This is a genomic window from Sedimenticola hydrogenitrophicus (genome assembly GCF_025175675.1).
In the GTDB taxonomy this organism is placed as follows: Bacteria; Pseudomonadota; Gammaproteobacteria; order Chromatiales; family Chromatiaceae; genus Sedimenticola; species Sedimenticola hydrogenitrophicus.
Genome location: NZ_JANIOA010000011.1, coordinates 1 through 22,766 on the forward strand (window position 1 = coordinate 1; position 22,766 = coordinate 22,766).

A 22,766-nucleotide genomic window follows, 5' to 3' on the forward strand; every position below is an offset into this window, starting at 1 on the left:
GGGCGAACAAGGCCAATGCTTGTCCTGTTTTACAGAAATGTCTATCCTTGCCGCTCGCATTTCTTAGCCACACGAGAAGCACCATGTCCGATACCGCACCGCGCACCCTCTTCGTCTTCCCCGGCCAGGGCTCACAGTACGCCGGCATCGGCAGCGACCTGTGCGCCGAGTACGCCTCCGCCCGCCAGGTCTATGAGCAGGCCAGCGAGGTGTTGGGGTATGACATGGCCAAACTCTCGCTGGAAAACCCGGATGACCAGATCAACCTGACCCGCTACACCCAGCCGGTGCTGCTGACCCATCACATCGCCTGCCTGACGGTCTACCGCGAGCTGGCGGAAACCCCGCTGCAGCCGCTGGCCGCCGCCGGCCACAGCCTCGGCGAGTACAGCGCCCTGGTGGCGGCGGAGGCGCTGAGCTTCGAGGACGCCCTGAAACTGGTGGCCCGGCGCGGCCAACTGATGGGCGAGTTCGGCGAGGGCGAGATGGCGGCCCTGACGGTGGACCTGGAGACCGCCCGCCCCCTGGCCGACAAGCACTTCTGCGGCATTGCCGGACTCAACCTGCCGGATCAGACCGTGGTGGGCGGCGCCGCGGCCGACCTGGACGCCCTGGCGGCGGAGCTGATGGAGCAGCTGCCGAAAAAGCGGGCGGTACGACTGAAGACCGAAGGGGCGTTCCACACCTACTACATGGTGGAGGCGGCACGCCGCTTCCGCGAGGCACTGGCCGAGGCGACGTTTTCTCCCGCCAAACTGAAGGTGCTCTCCAACTACACCGGCGGCTTTCACGAGGCGGATGCCGACACCATCAAGTCCCGCCTGTTCTTCCAGCTGTTCCACCTGGTCAACTGGGTCGGCTGCCTGCAGAGCGCCCTGGACGACGGCATCAACCTGTTCGTCGAGTTTGGCGGCGGCATCGGCGACGGCGAGGGCCCGGCGGAGAAACGCCCCAACCTGGAGGGCATCATCAAGAAGTTCACCCGCCGCGCCTCACCGCGCCCGGACTACCTCCCGGCCATCAACCTGGCCACGATCAAATCGGCAGCGGGTGTCGCATAACACGGGAATTATGGGGTGAGCGCCACCAAGGCGCCACAACACCCCGGCACACCCATCCCTGAGTGGACGTGCTCCGCTGGACAGTTCACCCCCGGGGCTTGCCGACACGACAAATGTCATCATATGGCGTACTATTTGACGCACCATCAACCGCTGCGAGGCAGCGCTATGCGTACCACCCTGAATATTGATGACCAGTTACTGGCGGAGGCCCAGCATATCAGTGGCGTGACCGAAAAAGCGGCACTGGTGCGCGAAGGACTGCGGGCCCTGATTGAGCGTGAGAGTGCCCGCCGCCTGGCAAGATTGGGCGGCCGTGAACCGCAACTGGAGCTCATCCCCCGGCGCTAACGTGGCTCAGCCGCCCCAGATGCAATAACGGTCACGCCCCTCGGCCTTGGCGCACAACAGCGCGTGGTCGGCCTCCAGCAGGGTATCCTCCATCTCTTTCCCCTTCGCCAGCGTGGCGATACCAAAAGAGACGGTGATATGGGTGCTGCGTCCGTCGCCGATATCGAATGCCCTCCCTCTGATCGACTCCTGCAGGCGCCCCACCAGACCGGCGGCCTCGGTGGTTGTGGAGCCGGGGAGGCAAAGCAGGAACTCCTCACCCCCGTAGCGAAACACGGCATCGTAGGTACGCAATCGCTCGACACAATGCTGGATCAGCTGTTGCAGCACCCGGTCGCCGGCGTCATGCCCGAAGTCATCGTTAACCCGCTTGAAATAGTCTATATCCATCATCACCAGCGTACAGGAACCGCCCTTACGCCGGGTGCGTTCCGCCTCTTGCGCCAACCGGTGGTACATCTCATGGCGATTCCAGGCGCCGGTAAGCTGGTCGACCGTGCAGACCCGCTTGATGAAGTCATTCTGCAGCGCACGTACTTGGTCCTTGAAGCTGATGGCCAGGTCAATGAAACGGGCATACCCTTCACCGCACAGGGCGGCCTCATCGCGCTTCCCCCGCAACAGATCCCGCGCCGCGTCGTGCATCTCCTTGTGTACTCTTTCGATGCTCCCGGTGGCCTCGAATGCATCCAGTGCCGCTCGTCCCTCATGGTAGAACCACTTCCCGAACGCACAACACTCATGCGCATTCACCGCCACATCGCTCGTACCGTCCGGCGCCTTACCGCAGACCAGATTGAGGTGAAATACCTTCAGCCAGCCGATATGCAGGCTGAGCGCCAGATCGAGCTGCTCGATCAACAGCAACAGGTTCTGGTTGTTACCGATAAACGAGGGGGGATTGGGACCATTCTGCATATTGCTACCCTGGACTATTTCTGCCTTCCACGCCCATGATAACCATTATTTTCCAAACCGGTAACTGTTAGTTATTTTCCTGCTGGGTACTCTTCCTGGGTGATAACGACTAACGACAAAGAGCGGGCCAGGGGAGCCTTCGCCCGGCGCTTCCGCCTCGCGCTTCAGGATCTGGGGATAGGCCATACAGAGCAGAAGCGGTTACAGCGCCTGTTCGGCGTGTCCGGCCAGGCGGTTCGTAAGTGGACCGAAGGCACGGCCATGCCCACGCCGGCCCGCCTGCCGCAGGTGGCGGGGGTACTCGGCGTGCGCCGTGCCTGGCTGCAGGATGGCGAGGAACCGATGCGCCCGGTCTCGGGGGTCGCCGAGCAACCGGATCCGTGGGAGGCCGGCCTGCGCCTTAGTGCCGAAGAGGTCAGGCTACTTGTCCAATACCGGCTCATCGATGAGGAACAGCGCCGCGCCATCCAGACTATTGTCGCCGCATTGGCGGGTAAATGATCCCGAAACCCTGACAGATGTGGGTCACTGGAGGCCTCCGCCGCCACGCACCGACCATCGGACAATCGGCGCCGATCAGGCCATGGCCTGGGGCGCCGCAACGATTCCCACCTATAATTCCACACCATCGGCCAGACCAATGGCCAGACCATCGACAAGCGTCGATCCCGGGTGAACAAAGACTGTTTTCGCCCAATACCGGTAATCGGTTAAATCATTCCTCCGAGCTGCCGCTAGTACTCTCTGATGGCGCAACCAATGAGACCCACCCAGGGGACCGAACCAAGTGACTGAACGCATTCTGCTGGTAGATGACGAGCCCTTCATTCTCTCCGGTTACCGCCGCGGCCTGGGCCGGCAGTTCACGATCGACACCGCCACCAGCGGTGCCGAGGCCCTGGCGCTGTTCAAGGCGGCCGGCAACGAACCCTACGCGGTGGTGGTTTCGGACATGCGGATGCCGGAGATGGACGGGGTGACGCTGCTCAGGCGCCTGGCCATCTCCCACCCCGATGTCATCCGCATCATGCTGACCGGCGACTCCGACCAGCAGACGGCCATGGATGCCGTGAATCAGGGGCATGTGTTCAAATTTCTCACCAAACCCTGCGCCGTCGCGGATCTCAAGGCAGCGCTGGAAGAGGCGCAGATGCTGTATCGTGAGGAACGCCGGCGCGAGGCCATGGCACGCAAGGACGCAGTCGAGGTGCAGCACCTCAGTGCCAAGCTCTCGCACCAGGCACGCCATGACATCCTGACCGGACTGGCCAACCGCCGCGCCTTTGAACTGCGCTTGGCAAACTGTCTGGAATCGGCCCGGCAGGAGGGGCGCCAGCATCTCTTCTGCTTCATCGATGTCGACTATTTCCATCGCATCAACGACGCCTGCGGCCATACCGCCGGGGATGAGCTGCTGCGGCAACTGGGGGGGCTTCTGTCGCACAACCGGCGCAGCGGCGATCTGGCGGCACGCCTGGGCAGTGACCAGTTCGGCCTGATCCTGAGCGACTGCAGCCTGGATGACGGCCGGCAGATTATCCAGAAGCTGCACCAGCAGATGAAACAGTTCGTGTTCCGCTGGGAGGAGGGCAGTTATGAGCTGAGTGTCAGTATCGGCCTGGTGCCGGTCACCCGGGAGAGCGACAGCGTGGCGGCCCTGTTCAGCGCCGCCGAGACCGCCTGCAACGTGGCCAAGGACCAGGGCAGAAACCGTATCCACATAGGTGATGCCCAGGACGCCCAGCTGACCCAGCGCCTCACCGAGATCCAGTGGATCAGCCGCATCAACAAGGCCCTCGGCGAAAATCGTTTCCACCTCTACTACCAGACCATCGAACCGATCAACCCGGTGGAGAGCGAGGGGGAACACTATGAGATCCTGCTGCGCATGGAGGGGGATGACGGGCAGATCATCCCACCGGGCGAGTTCCTGCCGGCGGCGGAACATTACCACCTGTCACCGCAGATCGACCGCTGGGTGATCCTCAACACCATCGGCTGGCTCAATGACCATCCGGATCAGCTGCAGGCCCTGTCGCTCTGTTCCATCAACCTCTCCGGGCTCTCGATCGGCGATGACGAGATGCTGGGGTTCATCCAGGAGACCCTGGAAAATTCCGCGGTCCCGCCGGGCAAGATCTGTTTCGAGGTGACCGAGACGGCGGCCATTGCCCACCTGGATGCGGCGGTCAATTTCATGCAGACCCTGAAGGCGACCGGCATCCGTTTCTCCCTGGATGACTTCGGTACCGGCCTCTCCTCCTTCGCCTATCTGCGCAACCTGCCGGTGGATTTTCTCAAAATCGACGGCATGTTCGTGCGCCATATCGACCGCAATATCATCGACTGGACGCTGGTCAAGTCGATCAACGACATGGGCCAGATCATGGGCAAGCAGACCATCGCCGAGTTCGTGGAGAATGAGGACATCTATAACCAGTTGCATGAGATCGGCGCCAACTATGCCCAGGGCTATCTGCTGAGCAGGCCGAGCCCGCTGTGCGACAAGGGGATACTGGTGCTGGAGCAGGAGCCGTAAGGGCCGCGAAAAATCTGTAGGATGCGGTGAGTAAAACGAACCGCATCAAGATGGGTCCGCCGTTTTCAGTGAGGCTTGGTGCGGTTCGCAAGCTCACCGGCACCCTACATCCGATAAATCGCCCGATGTTGGGGTTGCGTTGACAGGAGCACAGCCCCGAAAAATTTGCAGGATGCGGTGAGTAAAACGAACCGCATCATCAAGGCGTAGGATGGGTGGAGCGCCCCCTCCGATGTGGTGTCTACCGGCACTTTCCAGGCGCGTAACCCATCATGTTCCCAGAGACCCGAAGATGGGTTACGGCGCCACCGGTCGCCGTGGATACCTCCAACAACGGCGCCGCGCGCCTCCACCCATCCTACTCACTATGGCGCGGAGTCAGGTCTCCGCCGGCATGGCGATCTTGATCGGTTCCTTGACCCGGTGCACGTCGTGATAGTTCACCAGCCGCTGGATCATGGTCTCGGTCAGCTTCTGCCCCGCGGTGATCAGGGTATGGCCCTCCGCCGTCTCCACCGGGTTGATCAGTACCGCGCCCGGTATGAGGGCGCCGACCGCCACGTGAATCGGCGGCAGCAGCTTCTCCTCCTCTTCCGCCGCCATGAAGAACCAGCCCACCGTCTGCAGCACCTTGGGATCATAGCGCCCGGGGTGGCTGCCCATCTGTTTCAGGGCGGAGCTGGTCGCAATGCCATTCTCCTCCTGCACCGACAGCTCATGCAGCACCTTGAGAATCCGGCTCTCCAGCGGGATCTCCTCACCGGCCAGGGTATCCTTGGGAAAGCCGCTGCCGTCAAAATTCTTGCGTTGGTAGAGAATGATCCGGGCCACCCGCTCCAGGCGCGGGATATTGGCCAGCAGGTTGCTGCTGGTCTCGGGCAGCCGCTCGATCACCAGCTGTTCCGCCGGCCCCAGGGGTTTAGAGGCGCGCACCTTGGCCAGGGTCTGGGGTGGCAGGGTGACGTAGGCGATCTTGGAGAGCATGGCCGCCATCTCGATGTCCCAGGTGGACATCAGGCGCATGGCGCGGGCAATCTCCCGCGCCGTCTCGCGCAACTCGGTCAGTTTGCCGAAGGTCTCCGGGGCCACCATGGAAAGGATGTCGGTGAGCAGCTTGATGGAGCCGTTGACCGTGCCCTCCAGCAGCTCCTGCTCGGCCTTGATCAGCCGATACTGTTCCAGGGCCGCCTCCACGCTCTCCACCAGCAGGGAGAGCGGGCAGGGCTTGTTCATGAAGCGGAATACCGCCCCCTGGTTCACCGCGTCGATGGCGGTCTGCTGGTCGGCGTTACCGGTGAGCATCAGCCGCACGCTGTGCGGGGTGAGCTCCCTGGCCTGGCGCAGAAACTCGATCCCATCCATCTCCGGCATGCGCATGTCGGAGACGATCACGGCAAACTCCTCGCTCCTTTTGATCAACTCCAGCGCCTCGGTGCCGCTCAGGGCGGTGGCGACCACATACTGTTTTCTGAGCTGGCGCTTGATGCCGCTGAGGATATTCTCCTCATCATCGACAAACAGGACCCGCGCCGCCATCAGCCGGCCTCCGTCATCAGTGAGTTATGCAGACCCCGCCACTCCTCCAGCCGGTCGGTCAGGCCGCAGGCTTCCAGATAGTCCAGATCCAGCACTGCACGGATCACCGCCGCATCGTCGGAGTGGACCGAGATCAGCGCATCCGCCACGTGCACCGCCAGCAGCGGCGAGAAGCCGAAGTGTTCGGACAACGCCGGTTCGTGGTGGTAGGCCACCGCCTCCACCAAGCTGTCCGGCAGGGCCCAGAGGCCGAGCAGGTAGGCGCCCACCCGGCCGTGGTCGACCCGGAACACGGCGCGTTCCGCATCCAGCAGCTCGGCCTTGCAGTCATTCACCTGGTCATAGAACTGCTGGTATTCCGCCGGCAAACTCTGCACCAGGATCAGCTTGCCGATATCGTGCAGCAAGCCTGCCAGCAGAGAGTCCTCCAGCGCCTGCTTGTCGGCCCCCATGGATTCGGCGATCGCCCGGGCCAGCCGCGATACCTGCAGGCTGTGGCGGTGCAGCGCCTCCAGGGTGAAGCCGCCGATATTCAGCGTCTTGGGGTCGAACTGCATGAAGATCCCCGCCGAGAGTACCAGCCCGCGCAGCGTCTCGGTGCCCAGCATGGTGGCCGCCTGCACCGGATTGGAGATGTGATGACCGATGCCGAAGAAGGCCGAATTGACCATCTGCAGGATCTTCGAGACCATGGCCGGATCCTGACCGATCACCTCGCCCACCTGTTGCACCGACACCCGGTCGGCGTTGAGCAGCCCGGTCAACTCCACATACAACGACGGCAGGGTCGGCAAGGTGCGGATCTGCGACACCAGCGCCTGCATGCGCTCATCCTTGACCAACGACTTGAGCTTCAGGGATCGGTCGATCACGCGCTTGATTACGTCGGCATCGCAGGGCTTGGAGAGGAACTGGTGGGCGTAGGGCACCGCCTTGAGAATCAGTCCCTCTTCAGAGTGGCCGGAGAGGACCAGGCGAATCATCTCCGGGTAGCTGTCCGAGAGCCGCTCCAGCAGCTCCGCCCCGTTCATCCCCGGCATGCGCATATCCGAGACCACCACATCAAAGCGCCGCTCGGCGGCAAGCTGGAGGGCCTCCTCACCGGAGGCGGCGAAGGCCATCTCCCAGACGTTGCGCTGGCTACGTAAGGATCTTTTCAGGCCGTCCAGCAGGTGCTGTTCATCGTCCACGAAGAGAATACGGCTTTTCATTTCACGGGTCCTAGTCCTGGTCCTTGTCCTGGCCACTCCACTTACCCACCTCATTGGTGGTGAACGAGGGGTCAAATATCTTGGTGCTAATTTCATCGGCTATGCTGTCACTTATAGCATGGGCGGCGTTGAGAATCATATTCAGGAACACCTGATTGACTCCCTGCGCATAACCCGGCGCGCCGTCTGTGCCACCCTGTCAGCCAATTTGCAGCACCTGCTCAAATGCCCGGCCGGTCGGTCTGCCGGGTCGACTCCAGCGGCAGGGTCACCACGAAAACCGCGCCCCCCTCGGGATTGTCCTCCACCCGCAGGGTGCCGCCGTGCTGCTCCACCACCGTGGTATAGGCGATACAAAGCCCCTGCCCGGTGCCCTTGCCCACCGCCTTGGTGGTGAAGAAGGGGTCGAAGATGCGCCCCTTGATCTCTTCCGGCACCCCGGTGCCGCTGTCGCTGACCCGGACCTCGACCTGGCCGTCCACCAGGCGTGTCGAGATGCCGATGGTCCCCATGCGCTCGGCGGATGCCTCCAGGTGGTCGGCAATGGCATGAGCGGCATTGACGATCAGATTGAGGAACACCTGGTTGATCTGATCCGGCACACAGAGGATCTTCGGCAGCTCCTCGGCCAGGTCGGGCTGGATCTCCGCCACGTATTTCCACTCGTTGCGGGAGACCTCCAGGGTGGTGCGGATCGCCCGGTTGATATCGGTCTCCACCTTGCCCACCATTCCGGGATGCGAGAACTCCTTCATCGCCCGCACAATCTTGCTGATCCGGCCCACCCCCTCGATCGCCTGATCGATGGCGCGGGGGATCTCCTCCTGAAGAAACTCCAGGTCGATCTCCGCCTCCCGCTCGCGGATCCGGCCTGTCAATTCCTCCGCGCCGCCCCGGGATTCCAGCGTCCGGGCCAGTTCACCATAGCTATCGATCAGCCCCTTCAGGTCGCTGAAGGCCTCTTTCAGAAACTGGGTGTTGTCGCCGACGAACTGGGTGGGGGTGTTGATCTCGTGGGAGATGCCGGCCGCCAGCTGGCCGATCGACTCCAGCTTCTGCGCCTGGCGCAGCTGCACCTCCATCAACTGGCGCTCCTGTTCGGCGTTTTTGCGCTCCGAGATGTTGCGGATGATGCCGATGACATGCCACTGCCCCTTCAGCAGCAGCGATGAGATGGAGAGCTCGATCGGGAACACCGAGCCGCCCTTCTTCAGCGCATTCAGTTCGATGGTTCGCCCGGTGGAGCGGCCCATGCCAGGCCGGGTGAGTTCGGTGACCAGCCGGGCGAATTCGTCACGGCTGGCGCCCGGCTCGATCCAGTCGTCCAGGCGCTGGCCGACGATATCCTCAACCTGGAAACCGAACATGGACTCGGAGGCCATGTTCCAGAAGATCACCTCCTCGTCCTGGTTCACCATCACGATGGCGTCCTGGGCTGAGTTGGCCATGGCCGAGAACTTCTCCTCGCTCTCCTTCAGGGCCGCCTGGGAACGCTTCTCTTCCGAGTTGTCCCAGTACATGCCGAACACCCCGATCACCCCGCCCCGGGCGTCGCGCAGCGGCGCCTTCAGGCGATGGTAGGAGGCCTCACGGCCCTGGTAGGTGCGCAGCACATCCTCCTCCAGGGTCTCGCCAGAGTGCATCACCCGGCGATCTTCATCAACAAACTGCTCGGCCATCTCCAGCGGATAGAAGTCACGGTCCATGCGCCCGCTGATATCCCCGGACTGAATCCCCATGTCGCCTGCGTACAGCCGGTTGCAGGCGACGTAACGGGAGTTGAGATCCTTGTAGAACAGGCGTTGCGGCAGGTTTTCGATCAGGCTCTGGTAGTGGCTCTCCTGATGCTCCTCGAAGCGTTTGCGCTCGATGATGCCGGCGATCACCAGGGCGGCGGTCTCCAGGAACCGCTCCTCCTCCTCGCTGCGCTCATGGCCGTGGGGGAGATAGAGTACCAGCACCCCCAGTACCGACTTGTCGGACATGATCGGCACGTTGTAGTGGCCATGGGGCGTCATCCCCTCAAACGCGATCTCGTGGCGCTCGTCGACACAGCTGGCGTGGATGATCCGGGCCTCCTGGGCGGCCCGTCCGCACAGGCAGCGGCCGAAGGGGATACGCTTGCAAAGGGTCTTCAGCGGCTCGGCCAGATGCCGCTCCACCAGCAGTTCGAGCTCGCGCTTCTCCTGATTGGCGAGAAAGATCGCTCCGGAGGGCTGCAGGGCGGAGAAGGGGGCGGTGAGGATGATGGCCAGGGCGTCCCGCAGGCAGTCGCGCAACGGCCGGTTGGCCAGCTGGATCTGTAGTAGCAGCACCAACACCAAGTGCAGACCGCTCTCCCGGGCCGCGCGTTCCCAATCGGTATATTGCCTGTCACTCATCGATCAACCCTTTGGCCCTCCCATAACCAGGCGGAGGTCCATCTCCGGGCAGCCCTGATGACGGCGTGCGACCAGCGATCCTGTCTCGCCACTACCGGGAGCCCATTAAGAAGTATAAAGACCAGAAGTCCTCAATTGTCATCGGCAGTGGGATGAATTTCTGTAACTATTCAGTGGGAAATTAAGCCGTTTGATCGGCTGGCCGTTCCGGCCAGTAACAGGGTGAGGGGTCGTGGCGCAAATTTGCAGGTCGCGTTGGCCGAAGGGGTCGGAGTCAAGTTGTGCACCGGCGGCGAGAAATTCCTCCTGGTCCGAGCGACTTGACTCCGACCCCTGTGTGGTGCGAGTTCGCCGCTAATCCAACCTCATCTTCTTCGGGTCAAGTCCAGCATGAGAAACCCCGGCGAAGCAGCATTCTTGCTACGTGGACACCCTGACTCCGACCTACGTGGCTCAGGTGCTGGCGGAATAGCTGCCGACAAAGCGCACGGCGACACCGCGCTCCACCAGAATCTCGGCGGTCAACTCGATGCGACTGCGCTTTCCGGCCTTCAGATTCTCGATGAAGGTCTCGTAGCTGCCGTCGCCCGGCAGGCGGCAACGGGCCTTGATCTCTCCACGCACCGGCAGGCGGTAGCTGATTCGGGCATCCCCCAGAACACTGTGGGCGGGCAGCCCCTCGTCCTCGTACTTCAGGTGCAGCAAACCCCAGCAGACCACCGCGCAGATGCTGTAGAGGCTGCCGCCGAAGGCGGTACCGTGGATGTTGATATTGGGCGCGAAGTCGGCCAGGAACACCAGCTCCCGGCCGTCATGCTCCTCCACCCGTACCCCCATGGTGCGGGTCAGGGGCACCTCGCGGTGCAGGGTCTCCTGCAGCAGAGCCAGTCGCTGTTTCATGTTTTTACCGGAATATGTCGATAGACGGCGGGGAGCTGCCCGGCGGCATCAAAGCTGACGTCCAGATCGCGCAGGATGCCGTCACGGATACTGTAGATCCAGCCGTGGACCGAGAGCGGCTGGCCGCGGCTCCATGCATCCTGGACGATGGTGGTACGGGTCAGGTTGGCCACCTGCTCGATCACATTCAGCTCGCACAGGATATCCACCCGCTCCTCCTGATCTATACAGGCCTCGAAGCGTGACTGATGGCGGAAATAGACATCCTTGATATTGCGGATCCAGTTGTCGATCAGCCCCAGGGGGCGGTTGTGCAGCGCCGCCGCGACGCCGCCGCAGCCGTAGTGGCCGCAGACGATGATGTGCTTCACCTGCAGCACCTCCACCGCGTACTGCACCACCGAGAGGCAGTTGAGATCGGTGTGGATCACCATGTTGGCGACATTGCGGTGGACAAAGATCTCCCCGGGCAGCAGGCCGGTGATCTGATTGGCCGGCACCCGGCTGTCGGAGCAGCCGATCCAGAGATACTCCGGCGACTGCTGTTTGGACAGCTTGTCGAAAAAGGCCGGATCCTCCGCCTTGATGCGGGCCGCCCAGTCGGCGTTGTATTCAAAGAGCTGTTCGATGGTGGCCATGGTCAACCTTGTGTTCAGAAACCGCGTTGAGGTGAACTTGTGAACCCCAACGGACTACACCGCGCGGCAAGTATCGGCAAATTCACTGCCGCGGGCAAGGGGGTTGTCTAGGCCTGCTCCAGCTCCACCAGGGTGCCGCAGAAATCCTTTGGATGCAGGAACAGCACCGGCTTGTTGTGGGCGCCGATCTTGATCTCGCCCAGCACCCGTGCTCCGGCCGCCCGCATCTTTTCCGCCGCTGCCTGGATGTCCGCCACCTCGTAGCAGAGGTGGTGCACCCCGCCGGCAGGATTCTTCTCCAGGTATTTGGCGATGGGCGAGTCCTCACCCAAAGGATAGAGCAACTCGATCTTGGTATTGGGCAGCTCCACGAACACGGTAACCACCCCATGCTCGGGCAGCTCCAGGGGCTCGGAGACCCGGGCGCCCAGGGTGTCCCGGTAGACGGCCGTACCGGCCGCCAGGTCGGGCACGACAATGGCCACGTGATTCAGTTTTCCGATCATGGGTATCACCTCTGAAGAATGATGGTCTCGTGTGTCAAATATGCATTCCCACGCGGTGAGACTGTGAAAGTATTCAGGCTGATCAACGCGGCAAAAAAATTGACCGCCTGAGAAGCCCGTAGAGAGGCGATCGCCATCTCGGGAAGGGTTTGGGTACCCCCCTTTTCGCGTCATTTGGCAATTCTTTCACAGTCTCGGTGCGTGGGAACAAGTACGCTCCGTGCGGGAACGAGGAGGAGCCCGGCAGGCGAATGTGAGGTGTCGGAGTCAAGCCGCGAGCCGAAGGTGGTCGATTGTACCCCGTCGGTCGGCTTGACTCCGACACCTTACGAATTATCCACTGCCGACGGCTTGACTCCGACCCCTTACGATCATTCGGCCAAGCCCTCATTCGGGCAGCCGCTCATCGCCCAGAAAGGTCCTCAGCAGCTGGGCGGCCGCCAGGGTCGGGGGCAGGGTGCCGGCGATCACCGCCTGCTCCAGTTGCGGGATCAGCCGCGCCACCCGGGCATCCGCGCGCAGGGCGCCGAGCAGATTCTCCGCCGTTTCGCTCCACATCCAGGACTTGGCCTGCTGGGCGCGCCGCCGGGCCAGTTCACCGCTGGCGGTGAGCAGTTCGTGAAAGCGGCACACCGTCTGCCACGCCTCGGCGATGCCGCGCCGCTCCAGGGCGGAACAGGTCTTCACCGGCACCCGCCAGTCGCGGGTCCGCGGATGCAGCAGTTTCAGGGCGTGGATATAGTCGCTGGCCGAGTGGTTGGCGGTGGCGACCAGGTCGCCGTCCGCCTTGTTCACCAGCACCAGGTCGGCCAACTCCATGATGCCGCGCTTGATCCCTTGCAGGTCATCGCCGCCGCCGGGCAGCAACAGCAGCAGGAACATGTCGGTCATGTCGGCCACCGCGGTCTCCGACTGGCCGACCCCCACCGTCTCCACTATCACCACGTCGAAACCGGCCGCCTCGCACAGCAGCAGGGTCTCCCGGGTGCGCCGGGTAACGCCCCCCAGGGTGCGCCCCGCCGGCGAGGGGCGGATGAAGGCGTCGCGCGCCCGCGACAGCTCCTCCATGCGCGTCTTGTCGCCGAGGATCGAGCCGCCGCTGAGGGCGGAGGAGGGGTCCACGGCCAGTACCGCCAGCTTATGACCCTGCTCCAGGATGTGCAGCCCGGCGGCCTCGATGAAGGTGGACTTGCCGGCCCCCGGCACGCCGCTGATGCCGATGCGGATCGAGTTGCCGGCATGCGGTGTCAGCCGCTCCAGCAGGACATTGGCCTGGACCCGATGCTCGGGCCGGGTCGATTCCACCAGGGTGATGGCGCGTGCGAGGGCGCGTCGCTGACCCGCTAGAATATCGCGGGCCAGGGTTTCGGGATCAGGTAACATCCGCGCTCACTCGAACTCGATAATGACCTGATCCACGCTCAGGCTGTCACCGACCTCGGCCTGGATGCTGCCGACCACGCCATCCTGCACGGCACGCAGCACGTTCTCCATCTTCATCGCCTCGATCACCGCCAGCTCTTCCCCGGCCTTGACCTCCTGCCCCTCCGCCACCGACACCTTGACCAGCAGACCGGGCATGGGCGAGAGCAGGAACCGGGAGAGATCCGGCGCCTCCTTCTCCGGCATCAGGGCATGCAGCTCCGCCGCCCGGGCGGCCATCACCAGGGCGTCGGTCTGGTTGCCGCGATGGGTCAACCGCAGCCACAGCCCCTTGCGTTCCACCTGGAAGCAGGCCGACTCGCCATTGATGGTACTGTGCAGCAGCAGCTGGCCCAGCGCCCACTCGGTGGTCACCGCATAGCGCTCGCCGTTGTACTCCACCTGATAACCGCCATCGGCCGGTACCGTCAACACATGGTGCTGTACCCCGTCGACCACCACCACCCACGCGTCGTGGACCCGGCGCTCATGGCCGCGCAGCTGGCCGCTGAGCCGGGCGGCCCGGTCCATGTACTGGCGATGGATCATGGCCGCGACGACAATTGCCTTGGCCGGGTCGTCCTGGGGCACGCAGGAGGCGTCGAAGCCATCCGGGTACTCCTCGGCAATGAAGTTGGTGGTGAGCCGGCCCTCGATAAAGCGCGGATGCACCATCAGCGCATTGAGGAAGCTGATGTTGTGCCGCACGCCGCGAATGCAGTAGGCGTCCAGCGCATCTTGCATACGGCGGATCGCCTCATTGCGGTCCGCCCCGTAGGTGATCAGCTTGGCGATCATCGGGTCGTAGTACATGGAGACCTCGCCGCCCTCGTAGACACCGGTGTCGACCCGCACATGCTCACCCACCGGCGGCTCGTAATTGACCAGGCGGCCGATGGAGGGGAGGAAGTTGCGGAACGGGTCCTCGGCGTAGACCCTTGACTCCATGGCCCAGCCGGTCAGTTTCACATCCTCCTGCCGGAGCGGCAGCTCCTCGCCGTCGGCGACGCGGATCATCAGCTCCACCAGGTCCTGGCCGGTGACCAGTTCGGTGACCGGGTGCTCCACCTGCAGGCGGGTGTTCATCTCCAGGAAATAGAAGTTGCGCTTGGCATCGACGATGAACTCCACGGTACCGGCGGAGCGGTACTCCACCGCCTTGGCCAGGCGTACCGCCTGTTCGCCCATCTGTTTGCGGGTCGCCTCGTCGATGAACGGCGAGGGGGCCTCCTCGATCACCTTCTGGTGGCGCCGCTGGATCGAGCACTCGCGCTCCCCCAGGTAGATCACGTTGCCGTGGGTGTCGGCCATCACCTGGATCTCGATGTGGCGCGGCTCTTCGATGAACTTCTCGATGAACACCCGATCGTCACCGAAACTGGAGCGTGCCTCGTTGGTGGCACGCTCAAAGCCGTCACGGCACTCGGCCTCGTTCCAGGCCACCCGCATGCCCTTGCCGCCGCCCCCCGCGGAGGCCTTGAGCATCACCGGATAGCCGATGCCGTTGGAGATCTCCACCGCCTGTTCGGCGTCCCGCACCACGTCGGTATAGCCGGGGATCACGTTGACCCCGGCCTGCGCCGCCAGGTTCTTGGAGGTGATCTTGTCGCCCATGCTGTTGATGGCCAGGGTGGCCGGGCCGATAAAGGCGATGCCCTCCTTCTCCAGCGCCTCACAGAACACCGAGTTCTCGGACAGAAAACCGTAGCCCGGGTGCACCGCCTGGGCGCCGGTATCGCGGCACGCCTGGATGATGCGCTCCATCACCAGGTAACTCTCGGAAGAGGCGGCCGGACCGATGTGCACCGCCTCGTCCGCCAGCTTCACGTGCAGCGCCTCGCGGTCGGCATCCGAGAAGACCGCCACGGTCTTGATGCCCATCTTGCGGGCACTCTTGATCACCCGGCAGGCGATCTCACCACGGTTAGCTATCAGTATTTTTTCAAACATTGTTTAATTCTCTGTGTTATTAGCCGCGAATGAACGCAAATAAACGCAAATAAGTTTTAAAGGTTATTTACCAGCTTCTTCCATTGAATCCTGGGGTGCTGAAAATTGACCAGCAGGCAGACTTTAAGACCACTTGCTTTCAGATAGTTGATGCATTGTGCCGTATGAACATTGATCAGGGCATCAACACATTTCAGTTCCACCAATATCTGCTGTTCCACCATCAGATCCGCAACAAAGTCACCCACCTGTTTGCCTTTGTAATAAACCGGCAAGCCTATCTGTTGTACTACAACCATTCCTCTGCGATTCAGTTCAACCAGCAGGGCTCTCTCATACACCTTCTCAAGAAAACCGCAGCCAAGCTGATTGGAAACCTCAAATGCCGCCCCCACAATCAGACGGATTTTTTCATCAATCCATTCGCGTTCATTTGCGTTCATTCGCGGCTCTCCTTAGCCTTTGTTTAACCGATCCCCTACAGCGGGATGTTGCCGTGCTTGCGCCAGGGGTTCTCCAGCTTCTTGTCCTTGAGCATGGCCAGCGAGCGGCAGATACGCTTGCGGGTGCTGTGCGGCATGATCACGTCGTCGATGAAGCCGCGGCTGCCGGCGACGAAGGGGTTGGCGAATTTTTCCCGGTACTCCTCGGTGCGGGCGGCGATCTTCTCCTGGTTGCCGAGGTCCTGGCGGAAGATGATCTCCACCGCCCCCTTCGGCCCCATGACCGCGATCTCGGCGGTCGGCCAGGCCAGGTTGACGTCGCCGCGCAGGTGCTTGGAGGCCATCACATCATAGGCGCCGCCGTAGGCCTTGCGGGTGATCACGGTGATCTTGGGCACGGTGGCCTCGGCGTAGGCGTAGAGCAGCTTGGCTCCGTGCTTGATAATGCCGGCGTACTCCTGGCTGGTACCCGGCAGGAAGCCCGGCACATCCACCAGGGTGACCACCGGGATGTTGAAGGCATCGCAGAAACGCACGAAACGGGCCGCCTTGCGCGACGAGTCGATGTCCAGGCAGCCGGCCAGCACCATCGGCTGGTTGGCGACGATGCCGACGCTGGAACCCTGCAGGCGGCCGAAGCCGGTGATGATGTTGGCGGCGTAGTCTGGCTGGATCTCGAAGAAGTCGTTGTCGTCGACCATCTTGGTGATCAGCTCCATCATGTCGTAGGGCTTGTTGGGGTCGGCCGGCACCAGGGTGTCCAGGGAGGGGATCTTGCGGTCGGCGGGGTCGTCGGTCGGCCACACCGGCGGCAGCTGCTTGTTGTTGGCCGGCAGGAAGTTGACGAAGCGGCGCAACATCAGCAGCGCCTCCACGTCGTTTTCGAACGCCAGGTCGGCCACCCCGGACTTGCTGGTGTGGGTCAGCGCCCCGCCCAGCTGCTCCGCCGTCACGCTCTCGTGGGTCACGGTCTTGACCACCTCCGGACCGGTGACGAACATGTAGGAGGTGTCCTTGACCATGAAGATGAAGTCGGTCATGGCGGGGGAGTAGACCGCGCCGCCGGCACAGGGCCCCATGATCATGGAGATCTGCGGCACCACGCCGGAGGCCAGCACATTGCGCTGGAACACGTCGGCATAACCGGCCAGCGACTCCACCCCCTCCTGGATGCGCGCGCCGCCCGAGTCGTTGAGGCCGATCACCGGCGCGCCCACCTTCATGGCGTGATCCATGATCTTGCAGATCTTCTGCGCATGGGCGGCGGAGAGGGAGCCGCCGAACACGGTGAAGTCCTGGCTGAAGACGAACACCAGGCGGCCGCTGACGGTGCCGTAGCCGGTCACCACCCCGTCACCCGGGATCCGCTGTTTCTCCATGCCAAATTCGCTGCAGCCGTGCTCGACGAACATGTCCCACTCCTCGAACGAGCCGGGATCCAGGAACAGCTCGATTCGCTCGCGCGCCGTCAGTTTGCCCTTGGCATGCTGGCTTTCGATGCGTCTCTCGCCGCCGCCATTCACCGCGGCCGCACGCTTCTCATCGAGTCGGCTAATCATATCTTGCATGAATCTCTCCTAAGGTCAGATAGCGTTTTATTAAAGCCGCGAATGAACGCGAATAAACGCAAATAGCGAATATGATGAGCAAAACTTATCGCTCCCTGCTCACGCCCCGCCCCCGCATCCCTGCTGGCGAAGCTTGCGTACCCATCCATGGCCTCGGCTCTTAAAACTACAACCCGTAGGATGCGGTGAGTAAAACGAACCGCATCGGTCCGACGACCAGCCAATGATGCGGTTCGCAAGCTCACCGGCATCCTACCCCGAAAACCGGTCATAGGGCGTCCCGTGGGCGGCGCCGGATCAGGGCCAGCAGCTCCGCCGCCGAGGCCGGGATGTGGGTACCGGGGCCGTAGACCGCGGCCACCCCCATCTCCAGTAGCAGCGGATAATCCTTGGGCGGGATCACGCCGCCGCACACCACCAGGATATCCTCGGCACCCTCATCTTTCAGTGCCTGGATCAGGGCCGGCACCAGGGTCTTGTGACCGGCCGCCAGGGACGAGACGCCGACCACGTGCACGTCATTCTCCGCCGCCTGGCGGGCCGCCTCCTCGGGGGTCTGGAACATCGCGCCGATGTCCACGTCGAAGCCGAGATCGGCATAGGCGGTGGCGATCACCTTGGCGCCGCGGTCATGCCCGTCCTGGCCCATCTTCACCACCAGCATGCGCGGGCGGCGCCCCTGTTCCTCGGCAAAGGCGGCGATCTCCCGCTTGATCGTCTCGAACCCCTCGTCGCCCGCGTAGCCGGACCCGTAGACCCCGGAGACCGAGCGGGTGATCGCCTTGTGCCTGTTGTAGACCGACTCCAGGGCATCGGAGATCTCGCCCACCGTGGCGCGGGCGCGGGCGGCGTCCACCGCTAGCGCCAGCAGGTTGCCGCTGCCATCTTTGGCCGCCGCCACCAGCGCATCCAGGGCCGCCTGATGGGCCGCCGCATCGCGGCTGGCACGGATCCGCTGCAGCCGCGCCACCTGGGACTCGCGCACCGCGGTGTTGTCGATATCCAGCACATCGATCTCCGGCTCCTGGGCCAGCTGGTACTTGTTGACGCCGACGATCACCTCTTCGCCGCGGTCGATGCGCGCCTGGCGCAGGGCCGCCGCCTCCTCGATGCGCAGCTTGGGCATGCCGGACTCCACCGCCCTGGTCATGCCGCCCAGCGCCTCGACCTCGTCGATCAGGGCGCGCGCCTCCTCCACCATGGCGTTGGTCAGGCTCTCCACGTAATAGGAGCCGGCCAGCGGATCAACCACCTTGGTGATGCCGGTCTCCTCCTGGATCACCAGCTGGGTGTTGCGGGCGATGCGCGCGGAGTTGTCGGTGGGCAGGGCCAGCGCCTCGTCGAAGGCGTTGGTGTGCAGCGACTGGGTGCCGCCCAGCACCGCCGCCAGCGCCTCGATGGTGGTGCGCATGACGTTGTTGTAGGGGTCCTTGGCGGTCAGGCTGACGCCGGAGGTCTGGCAGTGGGTGCGCAGCATCCTGGAGCGCTCATCCTTGGGCTGGAAGTGCTTCTCCATCAGCTCCGACCAGAGCAGGCGGGCGGCGCGCAGCTTGGCCGCCTCCATGAAGAAGTTCATACCGATGGCAAAGAAAAACGACAGCCGCGGGGCAAACTGGTCCACGTCCAGCCCCTTGGCCAGGGCGGCACGCACGTACTCCAGGCCATCGGCGATGGTGAACGCCAGCTCCTGCACCAGGGTGGAGCCCGCCTCCTGCATGTGGTAGCCGGAGATGGAGATGGAGTTGAACTTGGGCATGTGCACGGCGGTGTAGCCGATGATGTCGGCGACGATGCGCATCGACGGCTCGGGCGGATAGATATAGGTGTTGCGCACCATGAACTCCTTGAGGATGTCGTTCTGCAGGGTGCCGGCCAGCTTCTCCGGCGGCACCCCCTGCTCCTCGGCGGCAACGATATAGCTGGCCATCACCGGCAATACGGCGCCGTTCATGGTCATGGAGACCGACACCTGGTCCAGCGGGATGCTGTCGAACAGGATCTTCATGTCCTCCACCGAGTCGATGGCCACGCCGGCCTTGCCCACATCACCCACCACCCGCGGATGATCGGAGTCGTAGCCGCGGTGGGTGGCCAGGTCGAAGGCCACCGACAGCCCCTGCTGGCCGGCCGCCAGGTTGCGCCGGTAGAAGGCGTTGGACTCCTCGGCGGTGGAGAAGCCGGCATACTGGCGCACGGTCCACGGGCGCCCCGCGTACATGGTGGCGCGCGGCCCGCGCAGGTAGGGGGCGAAACCCGGCAGGCTGTCGATGTGCTCCAGCCCCTGCAGGTCGGCGGCGGTATACAGCGGCTTGATGACGATCCCTTCCGGGGTCCGCCAGTTCAGTGCCTCCAGGGGGCGTCCGCGCAGCTCCTTCTCCGCCTGTTGCTTCCAGTCATCCAGGGTGGGTTTTGGCGATTTAGCCATGGCGAATAACTCCCGCGCAGGGACGCCGGGCGCCCCTGCTTCATTAATATCCGGCGGCTGACGCCGCCGGTCTTTTGTCACACGATATGACTGAATTTCAGTGCTTCTGGGCGTAGCCGATGCGGATCAGCGCCTCGGTGATCTCATCCAGGATGGCGGGATCATCGATGGTGGCCGGCATCTTGTACGCCTCGCCGTCGGCGATCTTCTTCATGGTGCCGCGCAGGATCTTGCCGGAACGGGTCTTTGGCAGGCGCTCCACCACCACCACCTTCTTGAAGGCGGCGACCGGGCCGATCTTCTGCCGCACCAGGGCCACCAGCTCGGCGACCACCTGCTCCTCGACCCGGTTGGCACCCGCCTTGAGTACCACCAGCCCCACCGGCAGTTCGCCCTTCAGCTGGTCGGCGGCGCCGATCACCCCGCACTCGGCCACGTCGGGATGGGAGGCCAGCACCTCCTCCATGCCGCCGGTAGAGAGGCGGTGGCCGGCCACGTTGATGATGTCGTCGATGCGGCTCATGATCCACAGGTAACCGTCGGCGTCCTTGTAGCCGGCGTCGCCGGTCAGGTAGTAGCCGTCGTTGGCGCTCAGATAAGAGTCGACGAAGCGCTGGTCGTTTTGCCACAGGGTCGGCAGGCAGCCGGGAGGCATTGGCAGCTTGATCATGATGCGGCCGATCTCGCCGGCTGCCTCTTCGTTGCCGTTCTCATCCAGGATGCGCACGTCATAACCCGGCACGCAGACCGTGGGGGAGCCCGGCTTCACCGGCAGCTCCTCGATACCGAGGCAGTTGGCGGCGATGCCCCAGCCGGTCTCGGTCTGCCACCAGTGGTCGATCACCGGCACCGCCAGCTGCTGCTGCGCCCACCCCAGGGTGTCGGGGTCGCAACGCTCGCCGGCCAGGAACAGGGCCTCGAAACAGGAGAGGTCGTACTTCTTCAAATACTCCGCCTCCGGGTCCTCGCGACGGATGGCGCGGAACGCGGTGGGGGCGGTGAACAGGGTCTTAACCTTGTGCTCGGAGATGACGCGCCAGAAGGCGCCGGGATCGGGGGTGCCGATCGGCTTGCCCTCGTAGAGGATGGTGGTGGCGCCGTGCAGCAGCGGTGCGTAGACGATATAGGAGTGGCCCACCACCCAGCCCACGTCCGAGGCGGCCCAGAACACGTCGCCCGGATCGACGTTGTAGATGTTTTTCATGCTCCACTGCATGGCCACGGCGTGACCGCCGTTGTCCCGCACCACGCCCTTGGGCATGCCGGTGGTGCCGGAGGTGTAGAGGATGTAGAGCGGATCGGTGGCGGCCACCGGCACGCAGTCGGCCGGGGTCGCGGCGGCAGCGGCCGAGGCCCAGTCCACGTCCCGCCCCTCGCGCATGGCGGCGCTGGCCTGGGGACGCTGGTAGATGATGCTATGGTCAGGTTTATGGGCGGCGATCTCGATCGCCTCGTCCAGCAGCGGCTTGTACTCGATCACCCGGCTGCCCTCGATTCCGCAGGAGGCGGAGACCATCACCTTCGGTTTGGCGTCGTCGATGCGGGTAGCCAGCTCCCTGGCGGCGAAACCGCCGAACACCACCGAGTGGATGGCGCCGAGACGGGCGCAGGCCAGCATGGCGATAGCGGCCTCGGGGATCATCGGCATGTAGACGATGACCCGGTCGCCCTTCTCCACACCCTGGTCGCGCAGCACGCCGGCGAATTGCGCCACGGCATCGCGCAGCTCACGGTAGCTGTAGCGCTGCTGGGTCCCGGTCACCGGGCTGTCGTAGATCAATGCGGCCTGATCGGCACGGCCCTTTTCAACGTGACGATCCAGGGCGTTGTAGCAGGTATTCAGCTCAGCACCGGCAAACCAGCGGTAGAACGGCTTGCGACTCGTGTCGAGTACCTTGTCCCACGGCTTGTACCAATCGATGGCGGCCGCCTGCTCTCCCCAAAAACCCTCCGGATCCTCCATTGAACGCGCATAGATCTCTTCGTAGCTCATAAGTCTCTTCCACAGTTGAGGTGGTAAATACTCGGCCCGGGGCAGTCCCAGACCATGCCGTTATGTTAATTGCTTCGCATAGATTACGTTTGCGTAAAGGAAAAATAAACAGCTAAATGCTTATTTAGCGGCATTTTTTTCAAATAACCAGTCCTTTTTATGGTAATCCCTTATAACTGCTAATAAGTTCGCAGTTGGCGTTTTTCACTGTAAACCGAGAGAAGGGAAAATCGGCACCGGCTTCCTTGCCGGGGTGCCCTGCCAACGTGTTTTGCCGGCGGCGCGGCATGCCGCTGCTACACCACTTGTTCTGGGGAAATATAGCAAAGATAAGCGGCGGCTGAACCATTTTCACCCGACCTCCGCCGCGGTCGTCAGACGGGCCAAACCGCCAGGCAGACGCCCGCATCCACTGGCGATGCTATGCTATGCAAAGCAACAAAACGAATTGGAGCCCTTATGTCCCTGCAACGATGCACCGCCCTGCTGGCCGGCCTGCTGCTGATCCTCATCGCCCTGCCGTTCACCACCCAGGCCCGCGACAGCGACGCCCTGCTGGGTGCCGTGTTCAGCGAGATCGAGCGGCGCACCATCGAAGAGTACTACCGCGGCCGCTTCGGCCGGCCGGTCTACGAACAGCAACGGGACAAGGCGGCGAAAAAGCAGAAGGGCCTGCCGCCCGGCCTGGCCAGGCGCGACCGGTTACCCCCGGGCCTGGAACAGCAACTGGAACGCAACGGCCACCTCCCACCCGGGCTGGAGAAACGGGAGCTGCCGGAGGGGCTGGAGCGGCTGCTGCCGCCCCGGCGGCCGGAATACCGTCGGGTGGTGGTGGACAACGATGTGCTGCTGATCGAGGTTGCCACGGGGCTGATCCTGGATATCCTGCGGGACGTCTTCTGAGTACGGACGCGTGGCCCGTGC

19 protein-coding genes are annotated in these 22,766 nt (G+C 63.3%); 5 read left to right on the forward strand and 14 right to left on the reverse strand.

What is annotated here, in order from left to right; all coding sequences use genetic code 11:
* Window positions 1–83 precede the first annotated feature (83 nt).
* Both NPX02_RS07800 and NPX02_RS07805 read left to right on the forward strand, forming a co-directional pair.
* On the forward strand, window positions 84–1,061 hold the full coding sequence (locus NPX02_RS07800) for an ACP S-malonyltransferase (protein WP_260292936.1): 978 nt from the start codon (window positions 84–86) through the stop codon (window positions 1,059–1,061).
* A 168-nt stretch (window positions 1,062–1,229) separates the two neighbouring features.
* Window positions 1,230–1,412 (forward strand): type II toxin-antitoxin system VapB family antitoxin, encoded by a 183-nt coding sequence (locus tag NPX02_RS07805; protein ID WP_260292937.1) that lies wholly within the window; start codon window positions 1,230–1,232, stop codon window positions 1,410–1,412.
* 6 nt (window positions 1,413–1,418) lie between these two features.
* Here the strand turns inward: NPX02_RS07805 and NPX02_RS07810 are convergent, their stop codons facing one another.
* Window positions 1,419–2,330: a diguanylate cyclase gene (locus tag NPX02_RS07810; RefSeq protein WP_260292938.1), complete on the reverse strand. Its 912-nt coding sequence runs from the start codon at window positions 2,328–2,330 to the stop codon at window positions 1,419–1,421.
* 99 nt (window positions 2,331–2,429) lie between these two features.
* Between NPX02_RS07810 and NPX02_RS07815 the strand changes: the two genes are divergently transcribed.
* Complete coding sequence (locus NPX02_RS07815) at window positions 2,430–2,831, forward strand: helix-turn-helix domain-containing protein (protein WP_260292939.1); 402 nt, start codon at window positions 2,430–2,432, stop codon at window positions 2,829–2,831.
* Between the two features lie 286 nt (window positions 2,832–3,117).
* Window positions 3,118–4,869, forward strand: a complete 1,752-nt coding sequence (locus NPX02_RS07820) for a putative bifunctional diguanylate cyclase/phosphodiesterase (protein WP_260292940.1) — start codon at window positions 3,118–3,120, stop codon at window positions 4,867–4,869.
* Window positions 4,870–5,247: 378 nt separating this feature from the next.
* On the opposite strand, the gene NPX02_RS07825 is transcribed toward NPX02_RS07820, so the two are convergent.
* The 13 genes from NPX02_RS07825 to NPX02_RS07885 form a co-directional block, all read right to left on the reverse strand.
* Window positions 5,248–6,405 (reverse strand): HD domain-containing phosphohydrolase, encoded by a 1,158-nt coding sequence (locus NPX02_RS07825; RefSeq protein WP_260292941.1) that lies wholly within the window; start codon window positions 6,403–6,405, stop codon window positions 5,248–5,250.
* Window positions 6,405–7,616 (reverse strand): response regulator, encoded by a 1,212-nt coding sequence (locus tag NPX02_RS07830; protein ID WP_260292942.1) that lies wholly within the window; start codon window positions 7,614–7,616, stop codon window positions 6,405–6,407. The genes NPX02_RS07825 and NPX02_RS07830 overlap by 1 nt, the downstream gene beginning before the upstream one ends.
* Window positions 7,617–7,626: 10 nt before the next feature.
* Complete coding sequence (locus tag NPX02_RS07835; RefSeq protein ID WP_260292943.1) at window positions 7,627–7,767, reverse strand: hypothetical protein; 141 nt, start codon at window positions 7,765–7,767, stop codon at window positions 7,627–7,629.
* A gap of 70 nt (window positions 7,768–7,837) precedes the next feature.
* Window positions 7,838–9,997: a PAS domain S-box protein gene (locus tag NPX02_RS07840; protein ID WP_260292944.1), complete on the reverse strand. Its 2,160-nt coding sequence runs from the start codon at window positions 9,995–9,997 to the stop codon at window positions 7,838–7,840.
* A gap of 453 nt (window positions 9,998–10,450) precedes the next feature.
* Window positions 10,451–10,897 (reverse strand): thioesterase domain-containing protein, encoded by a 447-nt coding sequence (locus NPX02_RS07845; RefSeq protein ID WP_260292945.1) that lies wholly within the window; start codon window positions 10,895–10,897, stop codon window positions 10,451–10,453.
* On the reverse strand, window positions 10,894–11,535 hold the full coding sequence (gene can / locus NPX02_RS07850; RefSeq protein WP_260292946.1) for a carbonate dehydratase: 642 nt from the start codon (window positions 11,533–11,535) through the stop codon (window positions 10,894–10,896). Before can ends, NPX02_RS07845 begins: the two co-directional genes overlap by 4 nt.
* A gap of 107 nt (window positions 11,536–11,642) precedes the next feature.
* On the reverse strand, window positions 11,643–12,041 hold the full coding sequence (gene mce, locus NPX02_RS07855) for a methylmalonyl-CoA epimerase (RefSeq protein WP_260292947.1): 399 nt from the start codon (window positions 12,039–12,041) through the stop codon (window positions 11,643–11,645).
* A gap of 387 nt (window positions 12,042–12,428) precedes the next feature.
* The gene (gene meaB, locus NPX02_RS07860; protein ID WP_260292948.1) at window positions 12,429–13,424 is read right to left on the reverse strand and encodes a methylmalonyl Co-A mutase-associated GTPase MeaB; all 996 of its coding nucleotides are present in this window, start codon (window positions 13,422–13,424) and stop codon (window positions 12,429–12,431) included.
* 6 nt (window positions 13,425–13,430) lie between these two features.
* Window positions 13,431–15,413, reverse strand: coding sequence for an acetyl-CoA carboxylase biotin carboxylase subunit (locus NPX02_RS07865; protein WP_260292949.1), 1,983 nt, complete (start codon window positions 15,411–15,413; stop codon window positions 13,431–13,433).
* A gap of 56 nt (window positions 15,414–15,469) precedes the next feature.
* A complete protein-coding gene (locus NPX02_RS07870; RefSeq protein WP_260292950.1) occupies window positions 15,470–15,856 on the reverse strand; it encodes a GxxExxY protein in 387 nt (128 codons plus the stop codon).
* A 35-nt stretch (window positions 15,857–15,891) separates the two neighbouring features.
* Window positions 15,892–17,424: an acyl-CoA carboxylase subunit beta gene (locus tag NPX02_RS07875; RefSeq protein ID WP_260292951.1), complete on the reverse strand. Its 1,533-nt coding sequence runs from the start codon at window positions 17,422–17,424 to the stop codon at window positions 15,892–15,894.
* 268 nt (window positions 17,425–17,692) lie between these two features.
* Window positions 17,693–19,849: a methylmalonyl-CoA mutase gene (gene scpA, locus NPX02_RS07880; RefSeq protein ID WP_260292952.1), complete on the reverse strand. Its 2,157-nt coding sequence runs from the start codon at window positions 19,847–19,849 to the stop codon at window positions 17,693–17,695.
* A gap of 97 nt (window positions 19,850–19,946) precedes the next feature.
* A complete protein-coding gene (locus NPX02_RS07885) occupies window positions 19,947–21,842 on the reverse strand; it encodes a propionyl-CoA synthetase (RefSeq protein ID WP_260292954.1) in 1,896 nt (631 codons plus the stop codon).
* Window positions 21,843–22,301: 459 nt separating this feature from the next.
* Here NPX02_RS07885 and NPX02_RS07890 point away from each other — a divergent pair, with 459 nt between their 5' ends.
* Window positions 22,302–22,745, forward strand: coding sequence for an RcnB family protein (locus NPX02_RS07890; protein WP_260292957.1), 444 nt, complete (start codon window positions 22,302–22,304; stop codon window positions 22,743–22,745).
* Window positions 22,746–22,766: the final 21 nt, after the last annotated feature.